Annotated in this window: 23 protein-coding genes; 14 read left to right on the top strand and 9 right to left on the bottom strand. The window is 59.2% G+C overall.

All coding sequences use genetic code 11. The features are described 5' to 3' along the window. The first annotated feature begins 7 nt into the window (after nt 1-7). Both VSS37_RS10135 and VSS37_RS10130 read left to right on the top strand, forming a co-directional pair. The gene (locus VSS37_RS10135; RefSeq protein ID WP_324694878.1) at nt 8-580 is read left to right on the top strand and encodes a cysteine dioxygenase family protein; all 573 of its coding nucleotides are present in this window, start codon (nt 8-10) and stop codon (nt 578-580) included. Further along, nucleotides 570-1,874 carry a rhodanese-like domain-containing protein gene (locus VSS37_RS10130; protein ID WP_324694876.1) on the top strand — a complete coding sequence of 435 codons (1,305 nt, stop codon included), beginning with the start codon at nt 570-572 and terminating at the stop codon, nt 1,872-1,874. Before VSS37_RS10135 ends, VSS37_RS10130 begins: the two co-directional genes overlap by 11 nt. Before the next feature lie 21 nt (nt 1,875-1,895). Here VSS37_RS10130 and rsgA read toward each other — a convergent pair whose 3' ends face one another. Together rsgA and VSS37_RS10120 are read right to left on the bottom strand one after the other, a co-directional pair. Further along, nucleotides 1,896-2,966 carry a ribosome small subunit-dependent GTPase A gene (rsgA, locus tag VSS37_RS10125; RefSeq protein ID WP_324694875.1) on the bottom strand — a complete coding sequence of 357 codons (1,071 nt, stop codon included), beginning with the start codon at nt 2,964-2,966 and terminating at the stop codon, nt 1,896-1,898. Between the two features lie 292 nt (nt 2,967-3,258). Then, nucleotides 3,259-3,699, bottom strand: a complete 441-nt coding sequence (locus tag VSS37_RS10120) for a hypothetical protein (RefSeq protein WP_324694874.1) — start codon at nt 3,697-3,699, stop codon at nt 3,259-3,261. A 281-nt stretch (nt 3,700-3,980) separates the two neighbouring features. On the opposite strand from VSS37_RS10120, the gene VSS37_RS10115 reads away from it, so the two are divergent. From VSS37_RS10115 to VSS37_RS10095, 5 genes are read left to right on the top strand one after another with little or no spacing between them, the layout of a single operon-like run. Then, nucleotides 3,981-5,738 carry an NADH-ubiquinone oxidoreductase-F iron-sulfur binding region domain-containing protein gene (locus VSS37_RS10115; RefSeq protein ID WP_324694872.1) on the top strand — a complete coding sequence of 586 codons (1,758 nt, stop codon included), beginning with the start codon at nt 3,981-3,983 and terminating at the stop codon, nt 5,736-5,738. Further along, nucleotides 5,735-6,466: a 2Fe-2S iron-sulfur cluster-binding protein gene (locus VSS37_RS10110; protein WP_324694870.1), complete on the top strand. Its 732-nt coding sequence runs from the start codon at nt 5,735-5,737 to the stop codon at nt 6,464-6,466. The genes VSS37_RS10115 and VSS37_RS10110 overlap by 4 nt, the downstream gene beginning before the upstream one ends. Beyond that, complete coding sequence (locus tag VSS37_RS10105; RefSeq protein WP_324694868.1) at nt 6,459-6,995, top strand: NADH-quinone oxidoreductase subunit B family protein; 537 nt, start codon at nt 6,459-6,461, stop codon at nt 6,993-6,995. Before VSS37_RS10110 ends, VSS37_RS10105 begins: the two co-directional genes overlap by 8 nt. Before the next feature lie 10 nt (nt 6,996-7,005). Further along, nucleotides 7,006-8,481: a Ni/Fe hydrogenase subunit alpha gene (locus VSS37_RS10100; protein ID WP_324694867.1), complete on the top strand. Its 1,476-nt coding sequence runs from the start codon at nt 7,006-7,008 to the stop codon at nt 8,479-8,481. Further along, nucleotides 8,474-8,974, top strand: a complete 501-nt coding sequence (locus tag VSS37_RS10095) for a hydrogenase maturation protease (protein WP_324694865.1) — start codon at nt 8,474-8,476, stop codon at nt 8,972-8,974. The genes VSS37_RS10100 and VSS37_RS10095 overlap by 8 nt, the downstream gene beginning before the upstream one ends. Here the strand turns inward: VSS37_RS10095 and VSS37_RS10090 are convergent. Both VSS37_RS10090 and VSS37_RS10085 read right to left on the bottom strand, forming a co-directional pair. Further along, entirely contained in the window at nt 8,967-11,687 is a 2,721-nt protein-coding gene (locus VSS37_RS10090; RefSeq protein WP_324694864.1) for an SdrD B-like domain-containing protein, read from the bottom strand. The two genes, VSS37_RS10095 and VSS37_RS10090, sit on opposite strands and share 8 nt — an antisense overlap. A gap of 199 nt (nt 11,688-11,886) precedes the next feature. Beyond that, nucleotides 11,887-12,618, bottom strand: coding sequence for a YkgJ family cysteine cluster protein (locus tag VSS37_RS10085; RefSeq protein WP_324694863.1), 732 nt, complete (start codon nt 12,616-12,618; stop codon nt 11,887-11,889). Between the two features lie 343 nt (nt 12,619-12,961). Between VSS37_RS10085 and VSS37_RS10080 the strand changes: the two genes are divergently transcribed. From VSS37_RS10080 to VSS37_RS10065, 4 genes are all read left to right on the top strand, one after another. After that, a complete protein-coding gene (locus tag VSS37_RS10080) occupies nt 12,962-13,369 on the top strand; it encodes an SRPBCC family protein (RefSeq protein WP_324694861.1) in 408 nt (135 codons plus the stop codon). 4 nt (nt 13,370-13,373) lie between these two features. Further along, nucleotides 13,374-13,856, top strand: coding sequence for a VOC family protein (locus VSS37_RS10075; protein ID WP_324694859.1), 483 nt, complete (start codon nt 13,374-13,376; stop codon nt 13,854-13,856). Between the two features lie 140 nt (nt 13,857-13,996). Next, the gene (locus VSS37_RS10070; RefSeq protein WP_324694857.1) at nt 13,997-14,398 is read left to right on the top strand and encodes a VOC family protein; all 402 of its coding nucleotides are present in this window, start codon (nt 13,997-13,999) and stop codon (nt 14,396-14,398) included. Nucleotides 14,399-14,409: 11 nt separating this feature from the next. Beyond that, a complete protein-coding gene (locus VSS37_RS10065; RefSeq protein WP_324694855.1) occupies nt 14,410-15,126 on the top strand; it encodes a helix-turn-helix transcriptional regulator in 717 nt (238 codons plus the stop codon). Here VSS37_RS10065 and VSS37_RS10060 read toward each other — a convergent pair. The 5 genes from VSS37_RS10060 to VSS37_RS10040 form a co-directional block, all read right to left on the bottom strand. Beyond that, nucleotides 15,123-15,968, bottom strand: a complete 846-nt coding sequence (locus VSS37_RS10060) for an SGNH hydrolase domain-containing protein (protein WP_324694853.1) — start codon at nt 15,966-15,968, stop codon at nt 15,123-15,125. The genes VSS37_RS10065 and VSS37_RS10060 overlap by 4 nt on opposite strands. A 55-nt stretch (nt 15,969-16,023) precedes the next feature. Continuing rightward, complete coding sequence (locus VSS37_RS10055) at nt 16,024-16,470, bottom strand: hypothetical protein (protein ID WP_324694851.1); 447 nt, start codon at nt 16,468-16,470, stop codon at nt 16,024-16,026. Nucleotides 16,471-16,669: 199 nt separating this feature from the next. After that, the gene (gene gloA, locus VSS37_RS10050) at nt 16,670-17,065 is read right to left on the bottom strand and encodes a lactoylglutathione lyase (RefSeq protein WP_324694849.1); all 396 of its coding nucleotides are present in this window, start codon (nt 17,063-17,065) and stop codon (nt 16,670-16,672) included. A gap of 112 nt (nt 17,066-17,177) precedes the next feature. Further along, on the bottom strand, nt 17,178-18,623 hold the full coding sequence (locus VSS37_RS10045; protein ID WP_324694847.1) for a sigma-54-dependent transcriptional regulator: 1,446 nt from the start codon (nt 18,621-18,623) through the stop codon (nt 17,178-17,180). Further along, nucleotides 18,616-20,088 carry a sensor histidine kinase gene (locus VSS37_RS10040; protein ID WP_324694846.1) on the bottom strand — a complete coding sequence of 491 codons (1,473 nt, stop codon included), beginning with the start codon at nt 20,086-20,088 and terminating at the stop codon, nt 18,616-18,618. The genes VSS37_RS10045 and VSS37_RS10040 overlap by 8 nt, the downstream gene beginning before the upstream one ends. 221 nt (nt 20,089-20,309) lie before the next feature. On the opposite strand from VSS37_RS10040, the gene VSS37_RS10035 reads away from it, so the two are divergent. From VSS37_RS10035 to VSS37_RS10025, 3 genes are all read left to right on the top strand, one after another. After that, nucleotides 20,310-20,510 carry a hypothetical protein gene (locus VSS37_RS10035; protein ID WP_324694845.1) on the top strand — a complete coding sequence of 67 codons (201 nt, stop codon included), beginning with the start codon at nt 20,310-20,312 and terminating at the stop codon, nt 20,508-20,510. Continuing rightward, complete coding sequence (locus VSS37_RS10030; RefSeq protein WP_324694844.1) at nt 20,504-22,294, top strand: SulP family inorganic anion transporter; 1,791 nt, start codon at nt 20,504-20,506, stop codon at nt 22,292-22,294. The genes VSS37_RS10035 and VSS37_RS10030 overlap by 7 nt, the downstream gene beginning before the upstream one ends. A gap of 279 nt (nt 22,295-22,573) precedes the next feature. After that, nucleotides 22,574-24,337: a SulP family inorganic anion transporter gene (locus VSS37_RS10025; protein ID WP_324694843.1), complete on the top strand. Its 1,764-nt coding sequence runs from the start codon at nt 22,574-22,576 to the stop codon at nt 24,335-24,337. The last annotated feature ends 48 nt before the right edge of the window (nt 24,338-24,385 follow it).

Below are 24,385 nucleotides of genomic sequence, written 5' to 3'. Positions count from 1 at the left end.
CCCCAAGATGCAACACAATCCCCTGCCTGAGCCGTTGCAGCAGTTTGTGGACAACGTGACCGCACTGCTGGACAGCGAACACAATGGACATGTCGTACACCTCAAAACCGGCGACGCCATGCGCGCCCTGATCGCGGAAGACAGCTGGCTAGACCCCGCCTACGCCCAACCGCACCCGCAGTATTACCAGCAATACCTGTTGTACGCCGACCCGCAAGACCGCTTTTCGGTGGTCAGTTTCGTCTGGGGGCCGGGGCAGCAGACGCCCATCCACGACCACACCGTGTGGGGCGTGATCGGCATGCTGCGCGGGGCGGAAGTCGCGCAAAATTACGAAATTGCCGCCAATGGCGTCCCCCGCCCATTGGATGAAGAAGTCCGGCTTGAACCCGGCGCAGTCGAATTCGTTTCCCCCACGATCGGCGATGTGCATCAGGTCAGGAATGCGCTGGATGATCAGGTTTCCATCAGCATTCACGCCTATGGGGCCAATATCGGCAAGGTGAACCGGCATGTGTTTCCGCACGAAGGCGGCCCGGCCAAGGAATTCATCTCAGGGTATTCCAACGGTGCGCAATGAACAGGAGGCGGGAACCGCCATGCAAGCTGCCAGCCACGCCACACGGGACTACGCTTACGTCCGCGCAAAGTTATTGGATCGTGAGGAAATCGCCCTCCTTGATGTGCGCGAAGAAGCGCCCCATGCGGAAGGCCACCCGCTGTTTGCGGCCAACTTCCCGCTAGCCCGCCTTGAGCTGGACGCCTGGGCGAAACTGCCGCGCCGCGATGCGCCCATCGTCACCTTCGACAACGGCGAAGGGCTGGCGGAACAGGCTGCCGAACGTTTGTTGGCGCTGGGTTACAGCGATGTCGCCGTCTTCGCGGGCGGGTTGGCGGCGTGGAAAGCAGCGGGCGGCGAAACCTTTATCGATGTCAACGTGCCCAGCAAGGCGTTCGGCGAGCTGATGGAGGCCGCATGCCATACGCCGTCGTTTTCCGCGCAGGAAGTCAAGGCCATGATCGATGCGGGGGCCGACATGGTGGTTGTGGATGTGCGCCGTTTCGATGAGTTCCAGACCATGAGCATTCCCACCGGCGTCAGCGTGCCCGGCGCGGAAGTGGTGCTGCGCACGCCTGACCTGGCGCCAAACCCATCCACCCGGATCATTGTCAATTGCGCAGGCCGCACCCGCAGCCTGATTGGCGCGCAATCGCTCATCAACGCCGGGTTGCCGAACCCCGTCGCCGCCTTGCGCAATGGCGCGATCGGCTGGTTACTGGCGCAACAACAACTGGAACACGGCCAGTCGCGCAGTTTCGGCACAACGTCTGCGCCATCCGCCGAACTCGCTGGCCGTCGGGCGCGCGCCGTGGCTGACCGTGCGGGTGTTGGGCGCGCCAGGAAGGGGGATTTGTCCGCCTGGGCGGAGCAACAAGCGCGCACCACCTACTGTTTCGACGTGCGCAGTTTCGCCGAATACGAACGCAGCCACTTGCCGGGGTTCCTGCCTGTTCCCGGCGGGCAACTGGTGCAGGAAACCGAAATGTACGCCCCGGTGCGCGGTGCACGCATCGTGCTGGTGGATGACGACGGCGCACGCGCCAATATGACCGCCTCCTGGTTGGCGCAGATGGCGTGGGAAACGTATGTGGTGGATGGGTTGACGGCTGCGGATTTTTCCGCAGCCGGTTATCCGCCGGAATACGTCCGGGCGCGCCAGACAGTCACGCCCATCCGGCGCTACCAGCGCCCTTATGAAGGCGTCGACGCCTCGCCGGAAACCATGCAGGCCTACTTGGATTGGGAGTTCGGCCTGGTCGGGCAGTTGCGCCGGGATGGGACGCACCATTTCCGGCCAATGCCGCCGCCCTAAGCGCAACCGCCCAACCGGCGCTTATTCCTGGGGTTTGAAGCGGCGGTGGCTTTCCTTGGCTTGCTTGTAGAAACGTCCCAGCGCCCGTTCCTGCTGGCGTTTCTCCGCCACCGAACCGCTGTTGTGCGCCTGTTCCGCCAGCAGCTTGCGGTAATTGTCGAGCCGCCGCTGTTCCAACCTACCGCTTTCCAGCGCCCCCCGGACGGCACAGCCGGGTTCGGTCACATGCTGGCAATCATGAAACCGGCATTGCGCCGCCAGTTGCGCGACATCGGCGAAAACCGACTGGACGCCTGCTTCGCAATCAACCATCTGCAATTCCCGCATCCCCGGCGTATCCAGCAGGACGCCGCCGCCCGGCAGCGGATGCAGGCTTCTGGAGGTGGTGGTGTGGCGGCCTTTGCTGTCTTTGGCGCGGATGGGGGCGGTTTCCTGCCCATATTCGCCCGTCAGGCTGTTGGTGAGGGTGGATTTGCCCACGCCGGATGAACCCAGCAAGGCGATGGTCTGGCCGCTGGCGCACCACATCGCCAGCCGCGCAACGTCTTGCGCAGCGGTCGCATTGACCGTCTCCACCGGCAGGCCAGGGTGGTTGTGGTGCAACGCCTCCAGATAGGGCGAGGTGTCCGGGCACAAATCCTTTTTGGTCAATGCGACGACAGCGCCGATGCCCGCTTCAGCGGCCAGGGCCAGGTAGCGTTCGATGCGGTTGAGGTTGAATTCCTCATTGCAGGAACTCACCACCAGCAAGGTGTCGATATTGGCGGCAATCAGTTGCAAGCCGGATTCGCGGCCTGCACTACGGCGCTGGATGAGCGTTTTCCGTTCCAGCAGTTGCAGCGGTTCCAGGTTTTTGTCCAGCAGCAGCCAGTCACCGACGGTTGGATGCTGTTCGGGGGCAACCTGCCGCCACGGATACGTGGCAAGCGCAAGGCGCTGTAGTTGGCCTTGCGTGTCAAAGCCGAGGCATTCGAGCAGGTTGCGCTGCACCGACGCCACCCGGAAAGGCAAGGTCGATTCAAACGTTTCCAGGGTCAGTTGTGCTTGAAAAAAGTGGCTCCATCCCAAAGCGTGGAGGGAAGTGATAGACATGATGGTGATTCCCAATAAGCAATACGGAAGCGCTTGCGTCCGGATTCAGGCGCAAGCCATTGGGATTCGGCGGAATCCCGGCGCAGGCCGGGACAAAAGGTCAAAGGCGGGTGCGGATTCCAGCAGGAATGTCGGGCAAGCCTTTAAACTGGCTTTTGTGCGGCCTGTGAAGGGTGGGAAACAATCATTGAAATACCTCCTGCATCGCTGGAATGGGAATGGAGCCAGTATACCACTGCCGAGGCGGGCCAGAAGCGTTCCGGCGGAATTTTTCCCGTCTGGTTGGCGGAGGTCACGCCAGCAGCTCCAGGTGGAAGGTTTGGCCCTGCATCTCGGCCTGCTCCAGTTGTTCGAGGATTTCGTCAAGCTCCTCCGCCAACATTTCCAGGTCGTCAGCATCCAGTTCGAAGCTTTCGGGGTTTTCATCCAGTTGGGCTTGCAAACTGCGGAATGTCTCCAAGCCCGTTTTGGCGTCGCACCAGCGCATCTCGTCCAGCGGATAGGGGCGCTTGCCTTCCGCGTAAAGCGCTTCATCGGCATCGGTGAAATCCGGCTCGTCCTCGTACTCCAGGCCCATTTCGGTGCCGTCGACGAATTCACTGACCGCCAGCACACCAAGCTCAACACATAACCTGTCCAGCGTATCCGTCGCCTTGCAGGTATAGGAAAGGTCCCGTTCTTCGCTTTCAATCACATCGCCATCACGCACATTGAGCCAGTAAGTCATCCCCATGATCGATCCCCAATAAAAGTTGAATTGTTGGTCATTACTGCAAAAAACTGCATCACATTGCAGCACGGGGAATGTTGGCACGCTAGTTCCCGAATGACAATTGCAGTTGGGTTAAACCAAACTGGAAACTCGCGCGCACACCCAGGCCACGACGCGGAACCTACCCACTCCTGAGCGCCCCTTCGGGAATGCCATAGGTTATGAACGTGAATGTGAAGTGGGCAGGCGCAACAAAAATGCTATACTGAGGCTAAATAAAACAACGTGGTTGCGAAAGTATTATGCAAGTAGAACCGTTACCCTCACCAGCAAAGCAGCAGATTGCTGACCATTTGCTTCATCGCCTGCATGAATTGCAGAACTGTCACCAACACATTCCTCCTGAGCTAATCGCCCCACTGGCCGCCGAGCTGGGCTTCCCCATCAGCAAGGTGGAGGAGGTCATTGATTTCTACAGCTTTTTCCACCGCGCCCCGCGTGGGCAATTCAATATATTGTTCAGCAATTGCACCAGCTGCGGTGATTTGTCACTCATGGAACAGCTGTGCGGCTTGCTGAACGTCACACCGGGCATTACCCGTGCAGATGGCATGGTCAGCATTGACCAGACTTCGTGCGTGGGCATGTGTGACCATGGTGCATCTGCGCTAGTGAATGGCATCCCATTGGTCAGCCTGAGCGCCGCACAGTTGCCCGCCTTGGCGCAAGCCATCAATGCAGGCGCGCCACTCGCTTCCTGGCCTGCGGATTGGTTTGCGGTGCAAGACCATATCCGTCAGGCAGGCTTGCTGCTGAACGACGACTTGCCCGCAGGCGCTGGGTTACGTGCCGCCCTGCAAACAGGCGAAGCGCCCTTTCTGGCTGAAATCAAGCAATCCGGTTTGCGTGGGCGGGGCGGTGCCGGTTTCCCCACCGCGCTGAAATGGCAGTTGTGCCGCGACGCCGCCGCACCGGAGCATTACGTGGTGTGCAATGCCGACGAAGGCGAACCCGGCACCTTCAAAGACCGCGTGCTGCTGACCCGCTATGCACAACAAGTGTTTGAAGGCATGGCCTTGTGCGCCTGGGTCATCAAGGCGCGGCAGGGATTCCTCTACCTGCGTGGCGAATACCGTTACCTCGTGCCGCAGTTGGAAGCCACTTTGGCCGAGATGCGAGCCGCCAATCAGTTGGGTGAAAACATCCTCAACCAGCCCGGTTTCAACTTCGACATCAGCATTGTGCTGGGGGCTGGCGCGTATATCTGCGGCGAAGAATCCGCCCTGCTGGAATCGCTGGAAGAAAAACGCGGCGTCACACGGGTGCGCCCGCCGTTCCCCGTCACCCACGGCTATCAAGGGCAACCAACGGTGGTGGACAATGTGGAAACCCTGCTGGTCGCCACCCACCTTGCGGTACAGGGCGGGCAATGGTTCCGCGACCACGGCACGGAGCCGTCCGCTGGCACCAAAATCCTCAGCGTCAGTGGCGATTGCACCGCCCCCGGCATCTACGAATTCCCATTTGGCATCACCTTGCAAACCCTGCTGGAAGCTTGTGGCGGGCAGGATGCGCACGCCGTGCAAGTCGGCGGGCCTTCCGGCACGCTGGTGAACCGGGCAGAATTCGGGCGCAAGCTGGCGTTTGAAGACCTGGCAACCGGCGGCTCCATCATGATCTACGGTGCCGAGCGCGATTTGCTGGCGGTGGTGCGCAATTTCACCCATTTCTTCGCCCATGAAAGCTGCGGCTTCTGCACCCCTTGCCGGGTGGGCACGCCCTTGTTGCGCACCTACCTCGACAAGATCGCCTCCGTGCATGGCACGCCTTACGACCGTGAGGAAATGGTGCGGCTGGGCAAACTGGTGAAACGGCGTTCGCATTGCGGCTTGGGGCAAACCGCCGCCAACCCGCTGCTGGATTTGCTGGCGAAATTCCCGGAAGTCTGCGAGGAACGCTTGCTGCATCAGGATTATGAGCCGTTCTTCAATCTGGACGCCGCCCTAGCCACTACCCGCAAGTTGACCCACCGCGACGATGCGGAGGCGCATTTGTCATGAACAACACTTTCTTGATTGACGGGCAGGAAATCAGTTTCACGCCCGGCCAAACCATCATGGACGCCGCGCTCGCCGCCGGCATCTACATTCCGCACCTGTGCCACAAACCAGGCTTGACCCCGCATGGCAGTTGCAAGCTGTGTTCGGTGGAAGTGGACGGGCGCAATGCATCCGCCTGCACCCTGCCCGCCGCTGCTGGCATGAAAGTCGACAACAATACCCCCGCCTTACAGGAAGTGCGCAAGACGCTGCTGCAAATGCTGTTTGTGGAAGGCAACCACCTGTGCCCCACCTGTAGCAAAACCGGCGACTGCACCTTGCAGGCCCTCGGCTACCATTTCGGGATGCTGGATGGGCATTTCCCACCGTTTTACCCCCGGCGCGAAGTGGATGCCTCCCACCCGGACATCCTGCTGGACCGTGACCGTTGCGTGCTGTGTGAATTGTGTGTGCGTGCCAGCCGCGACCTGGATGGCAAAAACGTCTTTGCCGTCGGTGGGCGTGGCGTCAATACCCAGATCATTGTCAACACCCCCAGCGGCAAACTGGGTGACAGCACGCTGACGCTGGATGACGCAGCGGCGCATATCTGCCCGGTTGGGGCGATCCTGCCGAAAAACCACGGTTACGAAGTGCCGATTGGGCGGCGCAGGTTTGACCTGCATTCGGCTGCCGAATCCGATGTCGCCCACGTTGGCCTGCAAAAAACGGAGCATCACGATGAGTAAGATCCGTATCGCCACCACCTCGCTGGCAGGCTGTTTCGGTTGCCACATGTCATTCCTGGACATGGATGAGCGGCTGGTCGGCTTGCTGGAACACGTCGAGTTTGACCGCTCCCCGCTCACCGACATCAAGCACTGCCACCCGTGCGACATTGGCCTGGTGGAAGGCGGGCTGTGCAATGCCGAAAATGTGCATGTCCTGCGGGAATTCCGCCAGCAATGCAAAATCCTGATTGCGGTCGGGGCTTGCGCCATCAACGGCGGCGTCCCCGCCATGCGCAACCATTACACCGTGCAGGAATGCCTGGAAGAAGCCTACCTGGACGGGATGGGCGTGGATAACCCGATGATCCCGTCTGACCCCGAATTGCCGCTGTTGCTGTCCAAGGTGCACCCCTTGCACGAAGTGGTGCGGGTGGATTATTACCTGCCGGGTTGCCCGCCACCGGGCGATGCGTTTTTTGCCATCCTGAGCGACTTGTTGGCGGGGAAAGAGCCAGCCTTGCCGAAAGCCATGTTGCATTACGATTGAGGGTCTGGAGATGGAAGCACAAACCAACAACCTGCGCCGCATTGCCATTGACCCGGTTTCACGGGTGGAAGGGCACGGCAAGATCACCCTGCTGCTGGACGCGGACAACCACGTCCAGGAAGCGCGCTTGCACATTGTCGAATTTCGCGGCTTTGAGAAATTCATCCAGGGCCGCCCCTACACCGAAGTGCCGTATTTTGTGCAACGCTTGTGCGGCATCTGCCCGGTTTCACACCATCTGGCAGCGGCGAAAGCGGTTGACCAGATCGTCGGCGTGGATGAACTGACCCCGACCGCCACCAAGCTGCGCCGCCTGCTGCATTTCGGTCAGGTGTTGCAATCGCACGCGCTGCACTTTTTCCACCTGTCGTCCCCTGATTTCCTGTTCGGTTTCGGCTCTGACCTCGCTCACCGCAATATCGTCGGCGTGCTGGAAGATTACCCCGACATCGGCCTGAAAGGGGTGAAACTGCGCAAATACGGCCAGCAGGTGATTGCCGCCATTGCAGGCAAGCGTATCCACGGTGCGGCCGCCATTCCCGGCGGCATGAACAAAGCCCTGGACGAGGACGAACGCCAAGCCCTGCTGGTGGATATTGCCGACATTATTGCCTGGTCGCAGGATGCGGTGACGCTGAATGAGTCCATCCACCTGCAACACCCGGAAAACCACGCGTTCGCCACCCTACAGACCAACTACTTGGGCATGATCGGGGCACAAGGCGAGCTGGAGCTGTATCACGGTGGCCTGCGCGCCCGACGGGCGGACGGCAGCGACATCTTCGACCAGTTTGATTACCGCAACTACGGCTTGATGATCCGCGAAGAAGTGCGCAACTGGTCATACATGAAATTCCCCTACTTCACCGCCATCGACAAGGAAAACGGCTGGTACCGGGTAGGGCCGCTGGCGCGGGTCAACCTGTGCGACAGCATTGCAACCCCATTGGCGGAAGCCGCCCGGGTGCGTTTCCGTGCGTTTGGCGGCGGCGCGTATGTGCATGACACGCTGGCGTTCCACTGGGCGCGGATGATCGAAATGCTGCACTGCGCCGAAGCGATCCAGGAACTGCTCAATGACCCGGACATTACCGGCACAGATTTGCTGGTGACGGGTGAAAAACGCCCGCAAGGCATCGGCGTCATCGAAGCCCCACGCGGCACCTTGTTCCACCATTATCAGGTCAACGAGCAAGGCTTGATCGAAAAGGCCAACCTGATTGTGTCCACCACCAGCAATAACCAGGCCATGAATGAATCGGTGCGCTCGGTGGCCGACCACTACCTCGACGGGCAGGAAGAAATCACCGAAGGCTTGCTCAACCATCTGGAAGTGGCGGTGCGGGCGTATGACCCGTGCCTGTCGTGCGCCACCCATGCCCTCGGCAAGATGCCATTGCAGGTGGAGCTGTACGGCCACGACGGGCAATTGCTCAGTCACTTGACGAAAAACAGCGACGGCAGCTACGGGTGCGGGCTTGACTGAAGTTGCGCCGCTCCTGCTGTTCGGTTACGGCAATCCGGGGCGGGGCGATGATGCGCTGGGCATATTGGCGGCAGAAGCGGTTGCCGCCCTGCAATTGCCTGGGGTGGAATGCCTCACCGACATGCAGTTGCAGGTGGAGCACATCACCGATTTGCTAGGGCGCAGGCGCATCCTGTTCGTAGATGCGGATGTCAGTTGCGCCGCCCCGTATGCGCTGGAAGACCTCAACGCGCAACAGGATGGCAGTTACACCAGCCATGCACAGACACCCGCCGCCTTGCTGCATACCTTCCGGCAGGTGTATGGCAGGGATGCCCCGCCCGCCCAGGTATTGCGGATTCGCGGCTACCACTTTGCATTAGGCGAAGGCTTAAGCGCACAGGCGGCGCAAAACCTGGAAGCCGCCATTGCGTTGGCGGGGCAATGGCTCCGGGAAGCTGATCTGCCCATCACCCTACGCCAAAACAATGGGGCATCAGCGCCCATTATTTAGCCGTCGCCTCAATTTGTAAGGTTTCCGTCGTTTTGGCGGTGACTTTACTAATGCTCCAAACGCCTGCATTGAATGTCCCCGCGCTGGGCGTGGCTTTGACGAAGGTCAGGTTAGACGGCAGGTTGTCGGCGACCTCCACATTGGTTGCGTCCACATCGCTTTCATTCTCCAGGGTCAGGGTGTACACCACCGTATCGCCAGGGCGCACCGTGGTTTTGTCGACGGTCTTGCCCAGCTTCAGGTCGGTGCTTGGCTCAATGAAACCAAAGTCCACCGCATGGAAATTCCCGCCCGCATCCAATGTCGTGACACTCGAAACCGCATTGTTGCCCGCAAGGCTGCCGTCCGAGTTGCGTTCGGCGTCACTGCCCTGCGATGAGGCGGTGAGCGACAAGCTGGCCAAGGCGGACTGTTTGCTGGCACCCGCCACCTGGCGGATAGCGACTTGGTATTGCGTGTTGGGCAACAGGCTTTTCAAGCCGTACTTGTGGCTGGCGCTGCTGGCGCGCCCACCCTGCATGTCGGTGCTGATGAAGCCCCCTGTGGCACCGCCGGTGTCGTTCACCGCGTTGTTGCCGCTAGTTGGGTAGCCACGCGGGTCGCTGGAAAAGACGTAATAGCCTTCCGCATCGGTCACAGTGGTCGCCAATGGGGTGGCCGTGTTGACATCCGCGCCCTGGGCGAACAGCTCCACCTTGACTCCGGCAACCGGCGGCTCGCCCGGGTCTTGGACGCCATTGGCATTGGTGTCCTTCCAGACGCGGTTGCCAATCTCAATCGGGGGCGCATCGCACAGCACTTCCAAATCCCCCAACGCGGCATTCTTGCCACTTACTGGACGGTCATCAGTATTGCCCCCGTCAATACTCCCAACACCATGATAAAAACCATAGGCACGGCTGCGTCGCCCGGCAGTCGCGGTGCTCGCCCCCAGGCCGACATCCAGCCAGGCAACACCCGCTTCGTACAAATTAAAAGGGTCAGCCACCGTGTGGGCAGCATCCAAAAAGCCCGGCACTTGCGCCGCGCCGCCAAAACTGGCTCCGTAAGCATTGCCGTCAGCGGTGGATTCCTGATAGAAGTAGCGCCCCGTGCTCCCTTGGAAGCCCTTGCCATCATTGGCACCCGCCGTGGTGACCCCGCCACACGAACCATTGTTTTCCCGCACCCAGGTATGGGTGGCGGCATTCTGCAAACAGGCCCGATAGACGATCCCGTATCCGGGGGTTTTTTGCGTATCCACATTATGTGCAATGTCACGCTCAAAAATCGCACGGGTGGCCAGGGTCATATTGCCCTTGGCGTCAAACACGATGTCGGTGATGGCGAAAATGTTGGAGCCGTAGCCATCCACATCGGAGCTATGCCCGGTGATTTGGTTGGGGTCGAATTGCCGCGTGGCCAAATCAAAGCGGAATACGCCATGTGCGGCATTGCCATAGCCGGTATAACAACTGCTGCCCACATACAAGCTTCCCTGATATTCGCCCAAGCCAAACACCAGATAATGGGGGGCGGGCAAATAACACCCGGCAGGCACCGGGATGTCATAACTGTTGATGGCCCCTGCATCCGCAGCGGTCAGGGGCGTGTCGCGCAGCGGCAGGATATAGAGTTTGCGGTTCGCCATATTGACCGTGAACAGGGATTTGCCATCATTGGACACATCCAGGTCGCCAAACCCCACCCTGCTAACCGCATTGGAAATTTCCCCATTTTGGTTGTCGCGGGTGGCGTCGCCCGAGGCCACATAAGTCCCCTTGGGGTGCACGCCATCGCTGCCATCAGAAATTTGCGCATACCCAGGGTTGGCGGCGGAGAAGCTGCCGGTCAGATAAGGGTTGTCCCCCGAGGTTGGGGGAGTGGCGGGGAAAATCTGGTTCAGGTCGGCATAAATGCTGGTGCTGGGGTGGGCAGGGTCGCCCATGTTGATGCGGTAAATTGCCCCTGTGCCGCCAGGGCCAAAGCCTGTCCACGCTTTCATATACGCGGCGGCAAACAGGCTTTTGGAAGCCGGATGCCAGCCCAAGCCAAAGACGCTGCCCACATCCTGCGCCAACGCCAGGTCGCTGATCACCGGGTCATTGGCATCCAAACTGGGGGAAGCGCTGCCTGTGGGGGACGTGTTTGGCAAACCAGCGGCACCGCTGTTGTAGGGGAAGGCGAATATGTTGGGCACATCGTGGTTCCCCGCATAGGGCGGGTTCAAGGTCTGCTGCCCATACGCAAAGCGGTCGGTGGCCAAGTCCGGGTTGTTTTGGCAGTAACTGGTGGTTTCCTGCACGGCAAAGTTGGCTCCGGTGGCGGTGGGGCTGACGAACTGCGTCTGCACATTGCCCGCCCCGCTTTGCGCCCCTACGCTGTAACCCGCAGGCAAAGTGACCGTCTGCAACAGGCAATTGTCCGCGCCTGCGGTGGCCCCTGCCGTGCTTAAGGTGAATTGCCCATTCGCATCGGTGGTGGCGGGGCCAAACGTGCTGGTGCCACTGCTGGTCACGCATTCAGCCCGGACTTGCGCGCCCGCAACGCCCCGGTCAACCGCCACGTCGATGTCCATCGTGTCCGCAAAATTGCGCATCTTGGCCGTGGAATCCAACTGGCCATTCAAGTTGTAATCAAGGAATACCGTACCCGAAATGTCTGCAAACGCCGCCGGACTGCTGAACAAACCTAGCCACAGAAGCCTACCCACACGCCCCGAACTTATTTTCATTGTGTAACCCAATTATGAGGAATTATGCCGCCTTATATTTATATTCAATAATGTTGGCTGAATTGGACATTAATTGGTATCGGGCAAGGTCACCTGCCATTGAAATAATACGCGGGGTTGGCTGATGCCAAAATAACGCAACGGGGACACTGTGCCGTTTGCCGTGGAGCTTATGGGCGCGGTGGTATAGCCAGCCCGGCTAGCCAAATACCCGATCTCCTTTTAACCAACGATCTTTAAGCGTCGCATCATCAAACACTAACTGAAGCGCCACAACCAACATTGGCAAATGACTTTGCAGCTGCTCCACCTCCAATCCTTTCCGCAGCCCACTGTAGACGCCATTAAAAACACCATGAACCGAACCGTTAGCGGGCACTCCCCGTTCACGGACAGGCTTATGGGCCAATTTGGCGGCACGTTCGCAACGCTTAAGGTCTAAGGAGTTATAGGCGCGGCACATCAAAGGGCGCACCTCATAGATACTGCACATACCTTGAGCATTTAACAGGGGGCAAGCAATCCTTGCTTTATAGTAAGTGTTTTGTCCCAGATTTTGGGCTTTGGCGGCGGCTGACTGGAGCCGCTTTCGCAGGGATCTTTGACGGTCGTCAGGCCAGTGGTTTTTGATATAGGTTTCGATAGTGAAAACCTCTGGTGGCGTCACATTGACTTGCTCGTAGCAGCAATAGTGACAGCCGGATTTACAAATCGGTACAGACCACCCGATTTTGTCAGGGTCTTCAAGCACGGTTGGGGATATTCCGGCAAGTGTTTTATCGCCCAACCTTATTGCTGCGGCAAACAGTTGTTCCGGCGTTTCAGGCTGTTTCCCGGCTGCCAGTATGTTTTGGGCAATTGAACGCATGGATGACAAGACCTTGGCCTGCAACATCTCCAGGGAATCGTTTCTGGTAACTTGAATCTCCATTCGGCCTCTCACTTAAGCTGGTTTTCCAGCTATAGTGAAAAAGCCAGGGTGAAAAGTAAAGAATGCGGCAAATCCGGCCTGCTTACAGCAACACTCCTGACATGATGCTGTCAGGAGGCGGAGCGTACACTACAAAAACTATCCAACAACACCCAATGAGAAACACCATGAAACCCAATCCCGTCGGCCAGTCCGAAAGCCAGGAATACGCAGGCGGCATGCAAATGCTGGTCTTCCCGATGATGCGGGTTACATGCCAAGGAGCAGCGCGATGACGACTGAAACCACCTGCGAGCGTTTGCTGATGACCTAACCGCCGTATAACCACCAAAGGACACACACCATGAAAATCAACGTAGAAACCACTGTCGCCGCACCCATCGGGGAGGTCTGGCGTGCTTACACCACCCCGGCGGACATCATGCAATGGAACGCCGCCTCCGATGACTGGCACACCACTGCCGCCAGCGTCGATTTGCGCGAAGGCGGTGAATTTTCCTCCCGCATGGAAGCCAAGGATGGCAGCTTCGGTTTCGACTTTGCCGGAACCTACACCAAAATCGTTCCCCACCAACTGATTGAATACGCTTTCGGCGACCGCACCGCCCAGGTTACATTTGCCGACAGCCCGGAAGGCGTCAACGTCAGCGTGACATTTGATGCCGAAACCACCCATTCCATCGAACAGCAACGCGAAGGCTGGCAGGCCATTCTCAATAACTTCAAGCGCCATGTAGAAGCGGAGGTATGACCGTATGAATCCCGCAAAAAACACCATTTGCCTCTGGTTCGATGGCGGCGCGGAAGCAGCAGCGCAGTTTTATGCCGAGACATTTCCCGACTCCAGTGTCGATGGGGTGTACCGCGCTCCCGGCGATTTCCCGTCAGGCAAGCAAGGCGACGTGCTGACAGTCCAGTTTACTGTGTTGGGAATTCCATGTTTGGGGCTGAATGGCGGCCCAATCTTCAAACACAGCGAAGCATTCTCGTTTCAGGTTGCCACTGAAGACCAGGCAGAAACGGATCGCTACTGGAACGCCATTGTCAGCAATGGCGGGCAGGAAAGCGCCTGCGGCTGGTGCAAGGATCAGTGGGGCATTTCCTGGCAAATTACCCCTGTCGCGCTGACACGGGCCATTGCTGATGCCGATCCCGCCATCGCCAAACGCGCTTTTGACGCGATGATGCGGATGACAAAGATCGACATCGCGGCAATCGAAGCGGCCTGCCGGGGTTAGCGCATCGGCACAAGAACATGGATAGGTAAGCTGGGCATCCGCAATCCGACAACGCTTACAGCAACACTCCTGACATGATGCTGTCAGGAGGCGGGGCGTACACTACAAAAACTATCCCACAACACCCAAGGAGAGACACCATGAAACCCAATCCCGTCGGCTGGTTCGAAATTTATGTGCAAGACATGGCGCGCGCCCAAGCATTTTACGAAAGCGTGTTCCAAACCACCCTTGACCAGCTTCCCCCATCCGCCAGTTCCGAAGGCCAGGAATACGCAGGCGGCATGCAAATGCTGCTCTTCCCTATGACGCAGGATAACTACGGCGCAGCAGGCGCTCTGGTGCAGATGGACGGCGTGCCTTCCGGCGGCAACAGCACGCTGGTGTATTTCAGCTGTGAAGACTGTGCGGTGGAAGCGGCCCGAGCAGCGGACAGCGGTGGCCGCATTTTCAAGGAAAAATTCCCGATCGGCGAACACGGCCATATCGCACTGGTGTTCGACACCGAAGGCAATATGATCGGCCTTCATTCCATGAAATAGGTATTCGATTCATGCGCCGCGCCGACCGTTTGTTTCAGCTTGTGCAAGTCCTGCGGAACAAGCGTTTCGTCACGGCGCGTGAACTGGCCGAACGGCTGGAAGTTTCCGAGCGCACCATTTACCGCGACATCCAGGACTTGAGCCTGTCCGGCGTGCCGGTGGAAGGCGAAGCGGGCGTGGGTTACCACCTGCGCTATTCGCTCGACATTCCGCCGCTGATGTTCACCGCCGCCGAAATCGAAGCATTGCTGGTGGGCGCCCGCATGCTGAAAGCCTGGGGCGGCAGCGAACTGGGCAGCAGCGCGCAATCCGTCCTCGACAAAGTCCACGCCGTGATTCCCGCCGAATTGCGCCGCCATCTGGAAGACAGCCGCCTGTTCGCCCTGCGCTTTGGCCCGCGTGAAGACATCGAAACCACGCTGGATGCCTGCCGCCACGCCATTGCCAAGCAGCGCTATTTGCGCCTGCACTACCAGCGCGCCAACCATGAAGACAGCCAGCGCGAAGTCAAACCGCTGGGCTTGTTTTTTTGGGGAAACGTATGGACGCTGACGGCGTGGTGCGAACTGCGCAACGACTTCCGCACCTTCCGCCTCGACCGCATCCGCCAGTTGGAGACGCTGGAGAAAACCTTCGAGGAATCGCCAGGGCAGACGCTGGTGGATTTCGTGACACTGATGCGTTCACAGCATGAAGCGTTCCCGGAGGGTTCCAACCCTGCCGGTTAAAGCTGGCCGAGCGGGGTTTGCCGAAACAGGATGCCGCCGATATAACGGGCACCATCCTTGGTTAAATGCCCGCCGTCAAAGGAAACCAGTTGCAGGTTGTCGGTGAATATCTGGCAACTGGAGGGGGATTCGCACACTTGCTGTTGCAGGTCGATGAAAACATTCCCATCCAGGCCGGTTTTCATGATGCCGTTGATTTTTTCCTGTTCGGCGTCCGGTTTGTTGCGCACATTGCGCAGTTCTTCCTCCGTCATGCGCAAATAATTTCTGACCGCAACCTTGCCGAAACTCTTGCGCCCGATCACAAACAGCTTTTGTTGCGGCGTCAACTTCAGGTGGCTGATGGTGGTGGGCAGTTCCTGCGCCGCCCAAGCTTTCCAGTTGGCGGCGAGGATGACGATGTCCGCTTCGGCGATTTGCGCCTGCGCTTTTTCCAGGCTGTCGGCTTCCGCACAAAAGGCCTGGTCCTGCACCGCGAGGAAGGTGGCGGCGTTTGCGCCCAACACCGGCTGGCAACGGGTGGGGATGTCCCGTGTGCTGATCTGGTAGCCTTGCCAGTGTCCGCTTTCAAACACCATGTTCACGAAATCCTGCGCGTGGCTGTCGCCCAGGATCAGCACTTTTTTCCCCGCATTCGCCTGGAACGGCTTTTTCATCAGCGACAGGAAGCGCTCACGGACATATTGGCCGCTCGCCTCATGGTCGGCAGCCTGCAACAGGGCGTTGCGCACGGTGGAATCCGCCCAGCATGGGCTGAAAACGAACGCCCCAAGCAGCAGCGGGATTGACAGGAAGGGAGGGGAAAATTGCCGGAAGCGGCGGAAACGGTGGGTAGTGTTCATCGTCCTATATTTTGTGGGCCTCCCCCTTGGCGGGGAAGGCGCATGAAGGGGTGGGTCACGCCGGATGGGAATGCATCGGCAAATGGCCGCCATCCATCAGGGTGGGGTACAAGTGCACAATTTCATCATCAATCCGCCGGATCATCAAGCCAAACAATTCCCGCGTATCGTCAACGAATGAGGAATGGTCCCTGATGCGCAGTTCCTTGCCCTTGCACCAGCGCTTCTGGTACTGGTTGATGATGCGTTTGATTTCGCTGGAGCCGGACAGGAATTTCCTGCCGATATTGCGCACATCATTGTCGCTGTCCACCAACAAGGCCTGATACAGCTCACGTTCCTCCACTTCCAAGTGCTCGCGCACCATGTTCATGTAGCGGAAAAACAGCTCACAGGACACTTCCGTATCGCAAATTGAGCGTTCGTTGATCAGGTATGTCAGGACATTGGAAAGTTCGGTGATTCTATGGTTTTGCTCGTTAAGTTCCATGTATGAAATCATGGGGCTGCCTCCTGTGGTCACTCATCCTAGCGGTCATATCTTACTAATAATAGGGACATTTAGAATAACCAAATAGAGGTGGTCACACCACTGTTATTTAAGGGTTAATGCTAGGTTGGTCGAGGGATGGCCTTGACACCGCCAAACCCAATGCTTTCACCACGGGTTTGGCGCTGGCTTGCGTGGCGGGGCATCAGGATCAGGCGCGCTGGTGACCCGCACCGATCAGCTCGATCTGGTAGCCGTCCGGGTCTTCGAGGAAGGCAATGATGGTGGTCCCCGCATTCATTGGCCCGGCTTCGCGGATGATTTTGCCGCCCGCCGCCCGCATGTTTTCGCAAGCGGCGTACACATCGGGCACTTCCAGCGCGATATGGCCAAAGGCTGTGCCCAGTTCATAGGTGTCCACGCCCCAGTTGTAGGTCAGCTCCAGCACGGTATTGTCAGATTCGTCGCCATAGCCAATGAAAGCGAGGGTGAACTCGCCCGCCGGATAGTCTTTGCGGCGCAGCAGCCGCATGCCCAGCACCTTGGTGTAGAACTCAATGGAACGTTCCAAGTCGCCGACGCGCAGCATGGTGTGAAGGATTCGCATGGTGATGCTCCTGTATGTGGGATCAGCCCATTCTGCCCGTATCCGTTGGCGGCGGCAATTTCATCCATAGCCTGCCCGGCCACAGCGGACACCCTGACTTGGCGCAACCATCCTAGCGCAGGCGGAACTTGCCGATGCGGTAACGGATTTTCTCGCGGGTGGTTTTCAGCATCCGCGCCACTTCCATGACATTGCCCTGATAACGCTGCAACATGGCGCAGATAATGGCGCTGTCCATGTCGTCCAGCCCCATGCTGCCATCCAGCGGAAACGTGAGGGTGTCCGCCGAGCCAATGGCGGGCGCGGGCGGCACAGATTGGATGGCAGGTTCTTCAGCGGCGAAAGGCGGCGGCGCAACCGTCCTCCCGCCATCCGGTGCATGAATCGCCTGCAATTGCAGCAATTCCTCCGGCAACTGGCTGCTGGAAGACAACATCACGCAGCGCTCCAGCACATTGCGCAACTCGCGCACATTGCCCGGCCACGGGTAGCTTTCCAGCATCCGCCAGCCGCTCTCCGACACCTGGGTGACATGCTTGCCCGATTTCTGGTTGAACTCGGCCATGAACGTCACCGCCAGTTCGCGCAGGTCGGCGACCCGTTCCGCCAGGGTCGGCATCCGCAGCTCGAACACGCTCAGGCGGTGGAACAGGTCGGCGCGGAAATTGCCCTGGCGGACTTCATCCTGCAACTTGCGGTTGGTGGCGGCGATCACCTGGATGTCGACGCTGATTTCATGTTCGCTCCCCAGACGGCGAATCTTGTGGTCTTCCAGCACCTTGAGCAGCTTGGCCTGCAAATCCAGCGGCATTTCGCCGATTTCATCCAGGAACAAGGTGCCACGGTGCGCCTGTTCGACCAGCCCGCGATGACGCCCTTTGGCCCCGGTGAACGCGCCCGCCTCGTGGCCGAACAACTCCGACTCCAGCAGCTCCTTGGGCAGGGCGGCGCAATTCAGCTCCACCAGCGGTTCCCTGGCGCGGGAGCCGTTGTAATGCAGGATGCGCGCCGCCAGACCTTTGCCAGTGCCGGTCGCGCCGCTGAGGATCAGGGCGCTAAACGGCACTTGGCTGAGTTTGCGCAGCATGTCGCGGGTCTGCGCCGTCACCGGGCTGTCGCCGATCAGCGTGTCCGGCGTGTAGCGCTGGCTAGCGCCCTGGGAGCCAGCCAGCAGGCGGCGTTGGGCCAGGGCGCTGCGCTGGGCGCTGTGGAGCGTCATGTCCAGCTTGCGCAGCGGGCAGGGCTTAATGAGAAAATCGAAGGCACCGAGGCGTAAAGCGCGCACCGAATCGGGCACGTCACCATAGCCGGTCAGGAACACCCATTCGCAGCCGTTAAGGCGGCCTGCGTGCTCCTCCAGCAGGTTGAGGCTGTTGCCGTCCGGCAGATTGAGGTCGGACAGCACCAGCAGCGGGTCGATGCTGCGGTTGTTCAATTGGCTGCGGGCGTCGGCGCAGGTTTTCACCCAGATGACCTCGAAACCCTGTTTGCGGTAATGGCGCTGGAGTTCGCCACCCAGCAACTGTTCGTCTTCGATGATCAATAAAGTATCAGCCATGGGAATTCACCTTGCAGCGCAGTTTGAGGGTGACGCAGGCGCCATGCGGTTCGCGGTTGCGCAGTTCAACGCTGCCGTCGTGGTTGCGGGCGAACCGCTCCACCATCGACAGGCCGAGGCCGGTGCCGTCACGGCGGTAAGTCCTGAAGGAGCGGATGCCGTCCTTAAGGATGGCGGGCGGGAAACCGGGGCCATCGTCACAGACATTCAGGGTAATGCCTGCCGCGTCCATCTTGCCGTTCAGGGCAATGCTGCCGGGGCGGTCGGCCAGCGCCTGGCGCGCATTCAGGATCAGGTTGAGCAGCGCCTGCCGCAGTTGGCTGTCCGGCAGGCGGCAAATGATGCCGGGTGGAATGTCCTGCTCCAGACGGATGTTCTCGGGCACCTGATAACGCACCAGCACCAGCAGCTCACGCACAATGTTGGCCAGATCGGTTTCCTGCAATGGCTCCGGTTCGTGATGCGCCTGCACCAGCAAGTTGTTGAGCAATTGCACGATGCGCCCGGTTTCCTTCACCACCATGCCGACGCGCCCGTGATAGGGTTCGGCGTCGCCAGCTTCCTCCATGTCTTCCTGAAGGTTAAGGCAGGCCACCTCGATTCCGGCCAGCGGATTGCGTAATTCGTGGGCAATGCGCCCCATCATTTCGCCCAACGCCGCCAGCTTCCCGGTATTGGCCAAATTGACTTGTTGCTCCATCAGGTTGCGGGTGGCGGCTTGCACCTGTTCTTCCAACCAATGGTTGCGTTGCTGGTGTTCGGCTTCGAGCTCGGCCAACCGCCCCACCATCTGGTTATAGTTGGCAATCAGCGGCTGGAACATCGGGTCAATCTGCGCCGGGCGGATAGTCCGGTATTCCTTGCGCCCCAACGCCTCCATCAGGTAGCCCATCTGTTGCAGCGGGGAATAAATGCGCCGCCGCATCAACACCAGCAGGATAATGGCGCTGGCGGGCAGCACCAGCAGCACCGCACCCACCAGTTCCAACTGGACTTTGGCGTCATGCAGGCTATTGTGGGTCAGGTTCTGCTGCACGGTTTCCTCGTCCACAAACACCGTGCGCAAGATTTGCTGGATGGCGGGCAAGCTGTCGCCTGGGTCGACGCCTTGTTCGTCCAACATCCGCTGCGCCTGCTGCACATTGCCCGGCGTGGAAGGTGCCAGATAATTGTGCTGGTTGAGCAGGCGTTGCAGGGAATCGTGCAAGTTTTTCCAGTCATCCGGGGCCAGCGGGCTGTTTTCCCCCTGCCCCAGATGGTCGGCCAGCACGGTCTCCACCCGCGTCAGGTTGCGTTGCAGGCGTTCAATGTAGGTGACGTGCTGATCCAGCGGCAGGATGCGTTCATACGCCAGCCACGCCAGCGCCAGTTGCACGGTCAGGGAAACCAGCAGCAAGCCGCCCAGCAGGGCGACCGGAATCCATAAAGGCTTGAGGTTGTGCGTCAATTTACGCCAGTTGAGCATACATGGCCCCACGAAATCAGCGACGGTTAAAATAGGCCGTTGCCCGGCAAGAATTGGTTAATATTAACCATAATAGCTCAATACAACCACCCCGCCTCCTGCCTGATTTTTTGCATCATTATTATTTCCCTTATTAAACAGTTAGTTATTCGTTTGCGATGAATTGGCTCGCCAGTTGCAAAGGCAACAGCAAACCTGTTGATTTTCAAGGAGCCATGACAATGAAAAACTTTCTGCCCAAACAACTCAGGATGATGCTGAATGCCCTGGAAGCCCAGCATTTCAGGGAATACATGAGTTTTGACGACAAACAGGCGGCGCTGGAAACACTGCTGGCGGACAACGGGCCTGATGGACAACCGCAGCCGCACAACACCGCCATTCCGCTGACCAACGCCAGCCCGGCAGGTGGCTCATGTTGAAAAGCGCCGTGAACAGACCGGCGGGCGGCGCTTCATTCCCAATGCCTGCCGCGTGGTTGCCAAACGCCCTACAATGGCTTTTCAAGATGGGCAAAAGCGATTGGCGCGCCGATTTCATCGCGGGCCTGACCGGCGCGATCATCGGCATGCCGCAGGGAGTGGCTTTCGCCATGATCGCCGGGATGCCGCCGGAATACGGCCTTTATGCAGGCATGGTCCCGGCGATTGTCGCGGCCTTCTTCGGCTCTTCCCGGCATCTGGTGTCAGGCCCGACCACCACCTCTTCCGTGGTGCTGTTTTCCGCCCTGTCCCTGCACGCCGCGCCGGGCACTCCGGCCTATGTCACCCTGGCGCTGACCCTGACTTTCATGATCGGGGTGTTGAAACTGGTGCTGGGGCTGGCGCGGCTGGGCTCATTGACCAATTTCATCTCCCAGTCCGTCATTGTCGGCTTTACCGCCGGGGCCGCCATCCTGATCGCGGTCAAGCAGATCAAACACTTTTTTGGGGTGGACATGGACAGCGCGGGCAATTTTGCGACGGTCATCTACCATTTCGCCCAACATATAAGGGAAATCAACCCATACGCCACCCTGGTCGCGGTCAGCACCATGCTGGCGGGCATTGCGGGTAAAAAGTGGCTGCCGCGTTTCCCCTACATGGTGACGGCCATCCTCGGCGGCTCACTGGTGAGCGTCGCCCTGAACGCCTGGCTGGGCGCTGAAGCCACCCACATCCAGGTGGTCGGCGCGCTGCCATCCAGTTTCCCTCCCCTGTCGCTCCCTGACCTGAGCCTGGAAAATATCCGGGCGCTGGCACCGGCTTCGCTGGCGGTCACCTTGCTGTCCCTGACGGAGGCGGTGTCCATCGGCAGGGCGATTGCAGCCCGCAGCGGCTACAACATCAACAGCAACCAGGAATTCATCGGCCAGGGCTTGTCCAACATCATCGGGTCGTTCTTTTCCGGCTATGGCTCCACCGGCTCCTTCAACCGCACGGCGGTCAACTTCGAGGCGGGTGCGCGCACCCCGATGGCGGCTGTTTTCGCTGGTGTATTGCTGATGTTCGCAACCGTGCTGGCGGCACCCGCCACCGCCTATCTGCCGAAGGCGGCGATGGGCGGCATGTTGTTCCTGGTGGCGTGGGGGCTGTTCGGCTGGCAGCAAATCCGCGAAATCCTGCACTTCTCCCGCCGTGAAACCGCCGTCATGGCCGTGTCGTTCCTGAGTGCGCTGTTCCTGGATTTGGAATTCGCCATTTTTGTCGGCCTGATCCTGGCGCTGATGCTGTACCTGGAAAGGGTGTCCAAACCCAAACTGGTCACGTTGACCCCCGATAAAAACCTGCCCAACCATTCCTTCTCCGCCAACCCCGAGCTGCCGCAGTGCCCGCAGTTACGGATGGTGCGTGTCGATGGTTCACTGTTTTTCGGCTCCGTCAATTACTTGCGGGAATCCTTCGACAAAATTCGCCGCCGCCATCCCGACCAGAAACACCTGGCGCTGTTGTGCGACGGCATCAATTTTGCCGACCTGCAAGGCGGGAAAGCATTGTACGAGGAAGCCAAACGGCGTGAGAAGAATGGCGGCAGCCTCTATCTGATCAACGTGAAAGACGGCTTGTGGGAACCGTTGCAAGCTTGCAGCTGCTTGGATGACGCTGAATCGCGCAAGGTGTTCCAGTCCAAGAAAGCCGCCATCCACGCCATTTACCAGAAACTGGACAAATCGGTGTGTGCCACCTGCAACAAGCGGATTTTCGAGGAATGCAAGGGGCAAGCGTAGGCATGTAAGCACTGGCTAATATTAACCAACCAAGGCGATGGTGGTTAATATTAGCCATGCGTTGGTTGTATAAAACTAGGGCCTATTCGGAGGGTTCACCACACCACAATATTTATCCAATGAAAACAATCATATAAAAACAACAAGCAAGTTGGCGCAGTTATTGCCTTGGCAAACGCCGTTATCAGATTTTCAAGGAGTACGGCATGAAAAATCCTTTGCCAACGCCACGCAGGCTCATGCTGAACACATTCAAAAACGGGGGGAGGTAAGGCATCCATGGGCAGTTTGTTGTTCTCCCTGCTAGATGACTGGAAAATGCGCTTCACCCCCTTCAAGGGTTGGATCGGCGAACTCAAAGACCCCGCCACCCTGCGGGCCGATGCGATGGCGGGCCTGACCGTCGCGTTGATTTCCATTCCGCAGGCCATGGCGTATGCGCAACTGGGCGGGCTGCCGCCGTATATCGGTTTGTACGCTTCGTTCCTGCCGGTTGTGCTCGCCGCGCTGTTCGGGTCTTCGCGCCAATTGAGCACCGGGCCGGTCGCCATGGCCTCGCTGATGTCAGCGACCGCCATCCAGCCCTACGCGGCACAGGGTGTGGATGCAATCATCGCCTATTCCGCCATGCTGGCCCTCATGATCGGGGTGTTCCGCTTGACCCTGGGGCTGCTGCGCCTGGGCGTGGTGGTTGATTTCCTGTCCCATCCGGTGGTGCTGGGCTTCACCAACGCCGGGGCGCTGATCATCGCCACCTCACAGACGCCGAAAATCTTCGGCCTGGATGTCAAGGCAGACCAGTTCCCGCATTATTACCAGTTCCTGTGGCATACGCTGATCTCCCTGCCGCAAGCCCATCTCCAGACCTTCGCCATGGGCGCATTCGCACTGGCGTCGCTGTTCGCCCTGAAAAAATACGCGCCGAAACTGCCTGGCATCCTGATTACCGTGGTCATCACCACGGTGGTGTCGTGGGCCGCCAATTATCCTTCCCTCGGCGGCGGCGTGGTCGGTGCCATCCCCAGCGGCCTGCCGAGGTTCGTCATCCCGCAAGTGGACCTCAGCTTCCATAACCTCAGCTCGCTGATGGTGTCAGCCGTCGTTATCGGCCTGATGGGGCTGGTGGAGGCGATTTCCATCGCCAAGGCGATCGCCTCCCAGACCCGGCAAGCTTGGTCAGTCAACCAGGAACTGGTCGGGCAAGGGTTGGCAAACATCACCTCCGGCCTGTTCCAAGGGTATGTGGTGTCCGGCTCGTTCTCGCGTTCGGCAGTGAATTTCTCCTCCGGCGCGCGCACCGGCTTCGCCTCCATCATCACCGGCGGGCTGGTGGCCATCACCTTGTTGTTCCTGACTGACCTGCTGTTTTATCTGCCGCAGGCGACGCTGGGCGCAGTCATCATCATGGCGGTGCTGAACCTGATCACGGTCGCGCCGATCAAGCGCGCCTGGCGGGTGGAGCGGCATGACGGCCTCGCCGCCATTGTCACCTTCGCCGCCACTCTCACCTTCGCTCCGCATCTGGAAGTCGGCATCCTCTCCGGCATCCTGCTGTCGCTGGGCCTGTTCCTGTACCGCACCATGCGCCCGCGTTTCGTCGAAGTGGCCCGCCATGCGGACGGCACCATGCGCGACGTCAATATGCATGGCTTAGAAATCAGCGACACTGTGGCGGTCTTCCGCTTCGACGGCGACCTGTATTTCGCCAATACCGGCTACCTGGAAGGCAAACTGCTTAACAATATCGCCAGCAAGCCCAAACTCAAGGTGTTGGTGCTGGACATGGGCGGCGTCAGTCACGTTGACGCCACCGGCGACGCCATGCTGGAAAAAATGGTTGACCGCCTGCGGGCGACCGGCGTCGAGTTCTATCTCGCCCGCACCAAGCAGACGGTTTATCAGGCGTTCCAGCGTTCCGGGCTGGCCGACCATATCGGCAGGGAGCATTTCTTCCTGGAACGCAAACATGCGGTCAAACACGCCAAGGATAAACTGGGCGACGCCGTGGACATCGATCCATTCCTGACACACAGCGCCGCCTGAACCCGTAAAAAATCCCCCCGCAGCGCCGTTGCGGGGGGATTTGCGTTT

Source organism: Candidatus Thiothrix phosphatis (assembly GCF_035668035.1).
In the GTDB taxonomy this organism is placed as follows: Bacteria; Pseudomonadota; Gammaproteobacteria; order Thiotrichales; family Thiotrichaceae; genus Thiothrix; species Thiothrix phosphatis.
This window is presented reverse-complemented; position numbering and strand designations above follow the sequence as displayed.

Excerpts from the sequence above, each read along its gene's own strand:
- VSS37_RS10100 (WP_324694867.1), top strand. The coding sequence starts at position 7,006 with ATGGAAGCACAAACCAACAACCTGCGCCGCATTGCCATTGACCCGGTT.
- VSS37_RS10080 (WP_324694861.1), top strand. The coding sequence starts at position 12,962 with ATGAAAATCAACGTAGAAACCACTGTCGCCGCACCCATCGGGGAGGTC.
- VSS37_RS10120 (WP_324694874.1), bottom strand. The coding sequence starts at position 3,699 with ATGGGGATGACTTACTGGCTCAATGTGCGTGATGGCGATGTGATTGAA.
- VSS37_RS10035 (WP_324694845.1), top strand. The coding sequence starts at position 20,310 with ATGAAAAACTTTCTGCCCAAACAACTCAGGATGATGCTGAATGCCCTG.
- VSS37_RS10065 (WP_324694855.1), top strand. The coding sequence starts at position 14,410 with ATGCGCCGCGCCGACCGTTTGTTTCAGCTTGTGCAAGTCCTGCGGAAC.
- VSS37_RS10115 (WP_324694872.1), top strand. The coding sequence starts at position 3,981 with ATGCAAGTAGAACCGTTACCCTCACCAGCAAAGCAGCAGATTGCTGAC.
- VSS37_RS10110 (WP_324694870.1), top strand. The coding sequence starts at position 5,735 with ATGAACAACACTTTCTTGATTGACGGGCAGGAAATCAGTTTCACGCCC.
- VSS37_RS10025 (WP_324694843.1), top strand. The coding sequence starts at position 22,574 with ATGGGCAGTTTGTTGTTCTCCCTGCTAGATGACTGGAAAATGCGCTTC.
- VSS37_RS10060 (WP_324694853.1), bottom strand. The coding sequence starts at position 15,968 with ATGAACACTACCCACCGTTTCCGCCGCTTCCGGCAATTTTCCCCTCCC.
- VSS37_RS10075 (WP_324694859.1), top strand. The coding sequence starts at position 13,374 with ATGAATCCCGCAAAAAACACCATTTGCCTCTGGTTCGATGGCGGCGCG.
- VSS37_RS10055 (WP_324694851.1), bottom strand. The coding sequence starts at position 16,470 with ATGATTTCATACATGGAACTTAACGAGCAAAACCATAGAATCACCGAA.
- VSS37_RS10070 (WP_324694857.1), top strand. The coding sequence starts at position 13,997 with ATGAAACCCAATCCCGTCGGCTGGTTCGAAATTTATGTGCAAGACATG.
- VSS37_RS10040 (WP_324694846.1), bottom strand. The coding sequence starts at position 20,088 with ATGCTCAACTGGCGTAAATTGACGCACAACCTCAAGCCTTTATGGATT.
- VSS37_RS10105 (WP_324694868.1), top strand. The coding sequence starts at position 6,459 with ATGAGTAAGATCCGTATCGCCACCACCTCGCTGGCAGGCTGTTTCGGT.
- VSS37_RS10030 (WP_324694844.1), top strand. The coding sequence starts at position 20,504 with ATGTTGAAAAGCGCCGTGAACAGACCGGCGGGCGGCGCTTCATTCCCA.
- VSS37_RS10090 (WP_324694864.1), bottom strand. The coding sequence starts at position 11,687 with ATGAAAATAAGTTCGGGGCGTGTGGGTAGGCTTCTGTGGCTAGGTTTG.
- gloA (WP_324694849.1), bottom strand. The coding sequence starts at position 17,065 with ATGCGAATCCTTCACACCATGCTGCGCGTCGGCGACTTGGAACGTTCC.
- VSS37_RS10045 (WP_324694847.1), bottom strand. The coding sequence starts at position 18,623 with ATGGCTGATACTTTATTGATCATCGAAGACGAACAGTTGCTGGGTGGC.
- VSS37_RS10085 (WP_324694863.1), bottom strand. The coding sequence starts at position 12,618 with ATGGAGATTCAAGTTACCAGAAACGATTCCCTGGAGATGTTGCAGGCC.
- VSS37_RS10135 (WP_324694878.1), top strand. The coding sequence starts at position 8 with ATGCAACACAATCCCCTGCCTGAGCCGTTGCAGCAGTTTGTGGACAAC.
- rsgA (WP_324694875.1), bottom strand. The coding sequence starts at position 2,966 with ATGTCTATCACTTCCCTCCACGCTTTGGGATGGAGCCACTTTTTTCAA.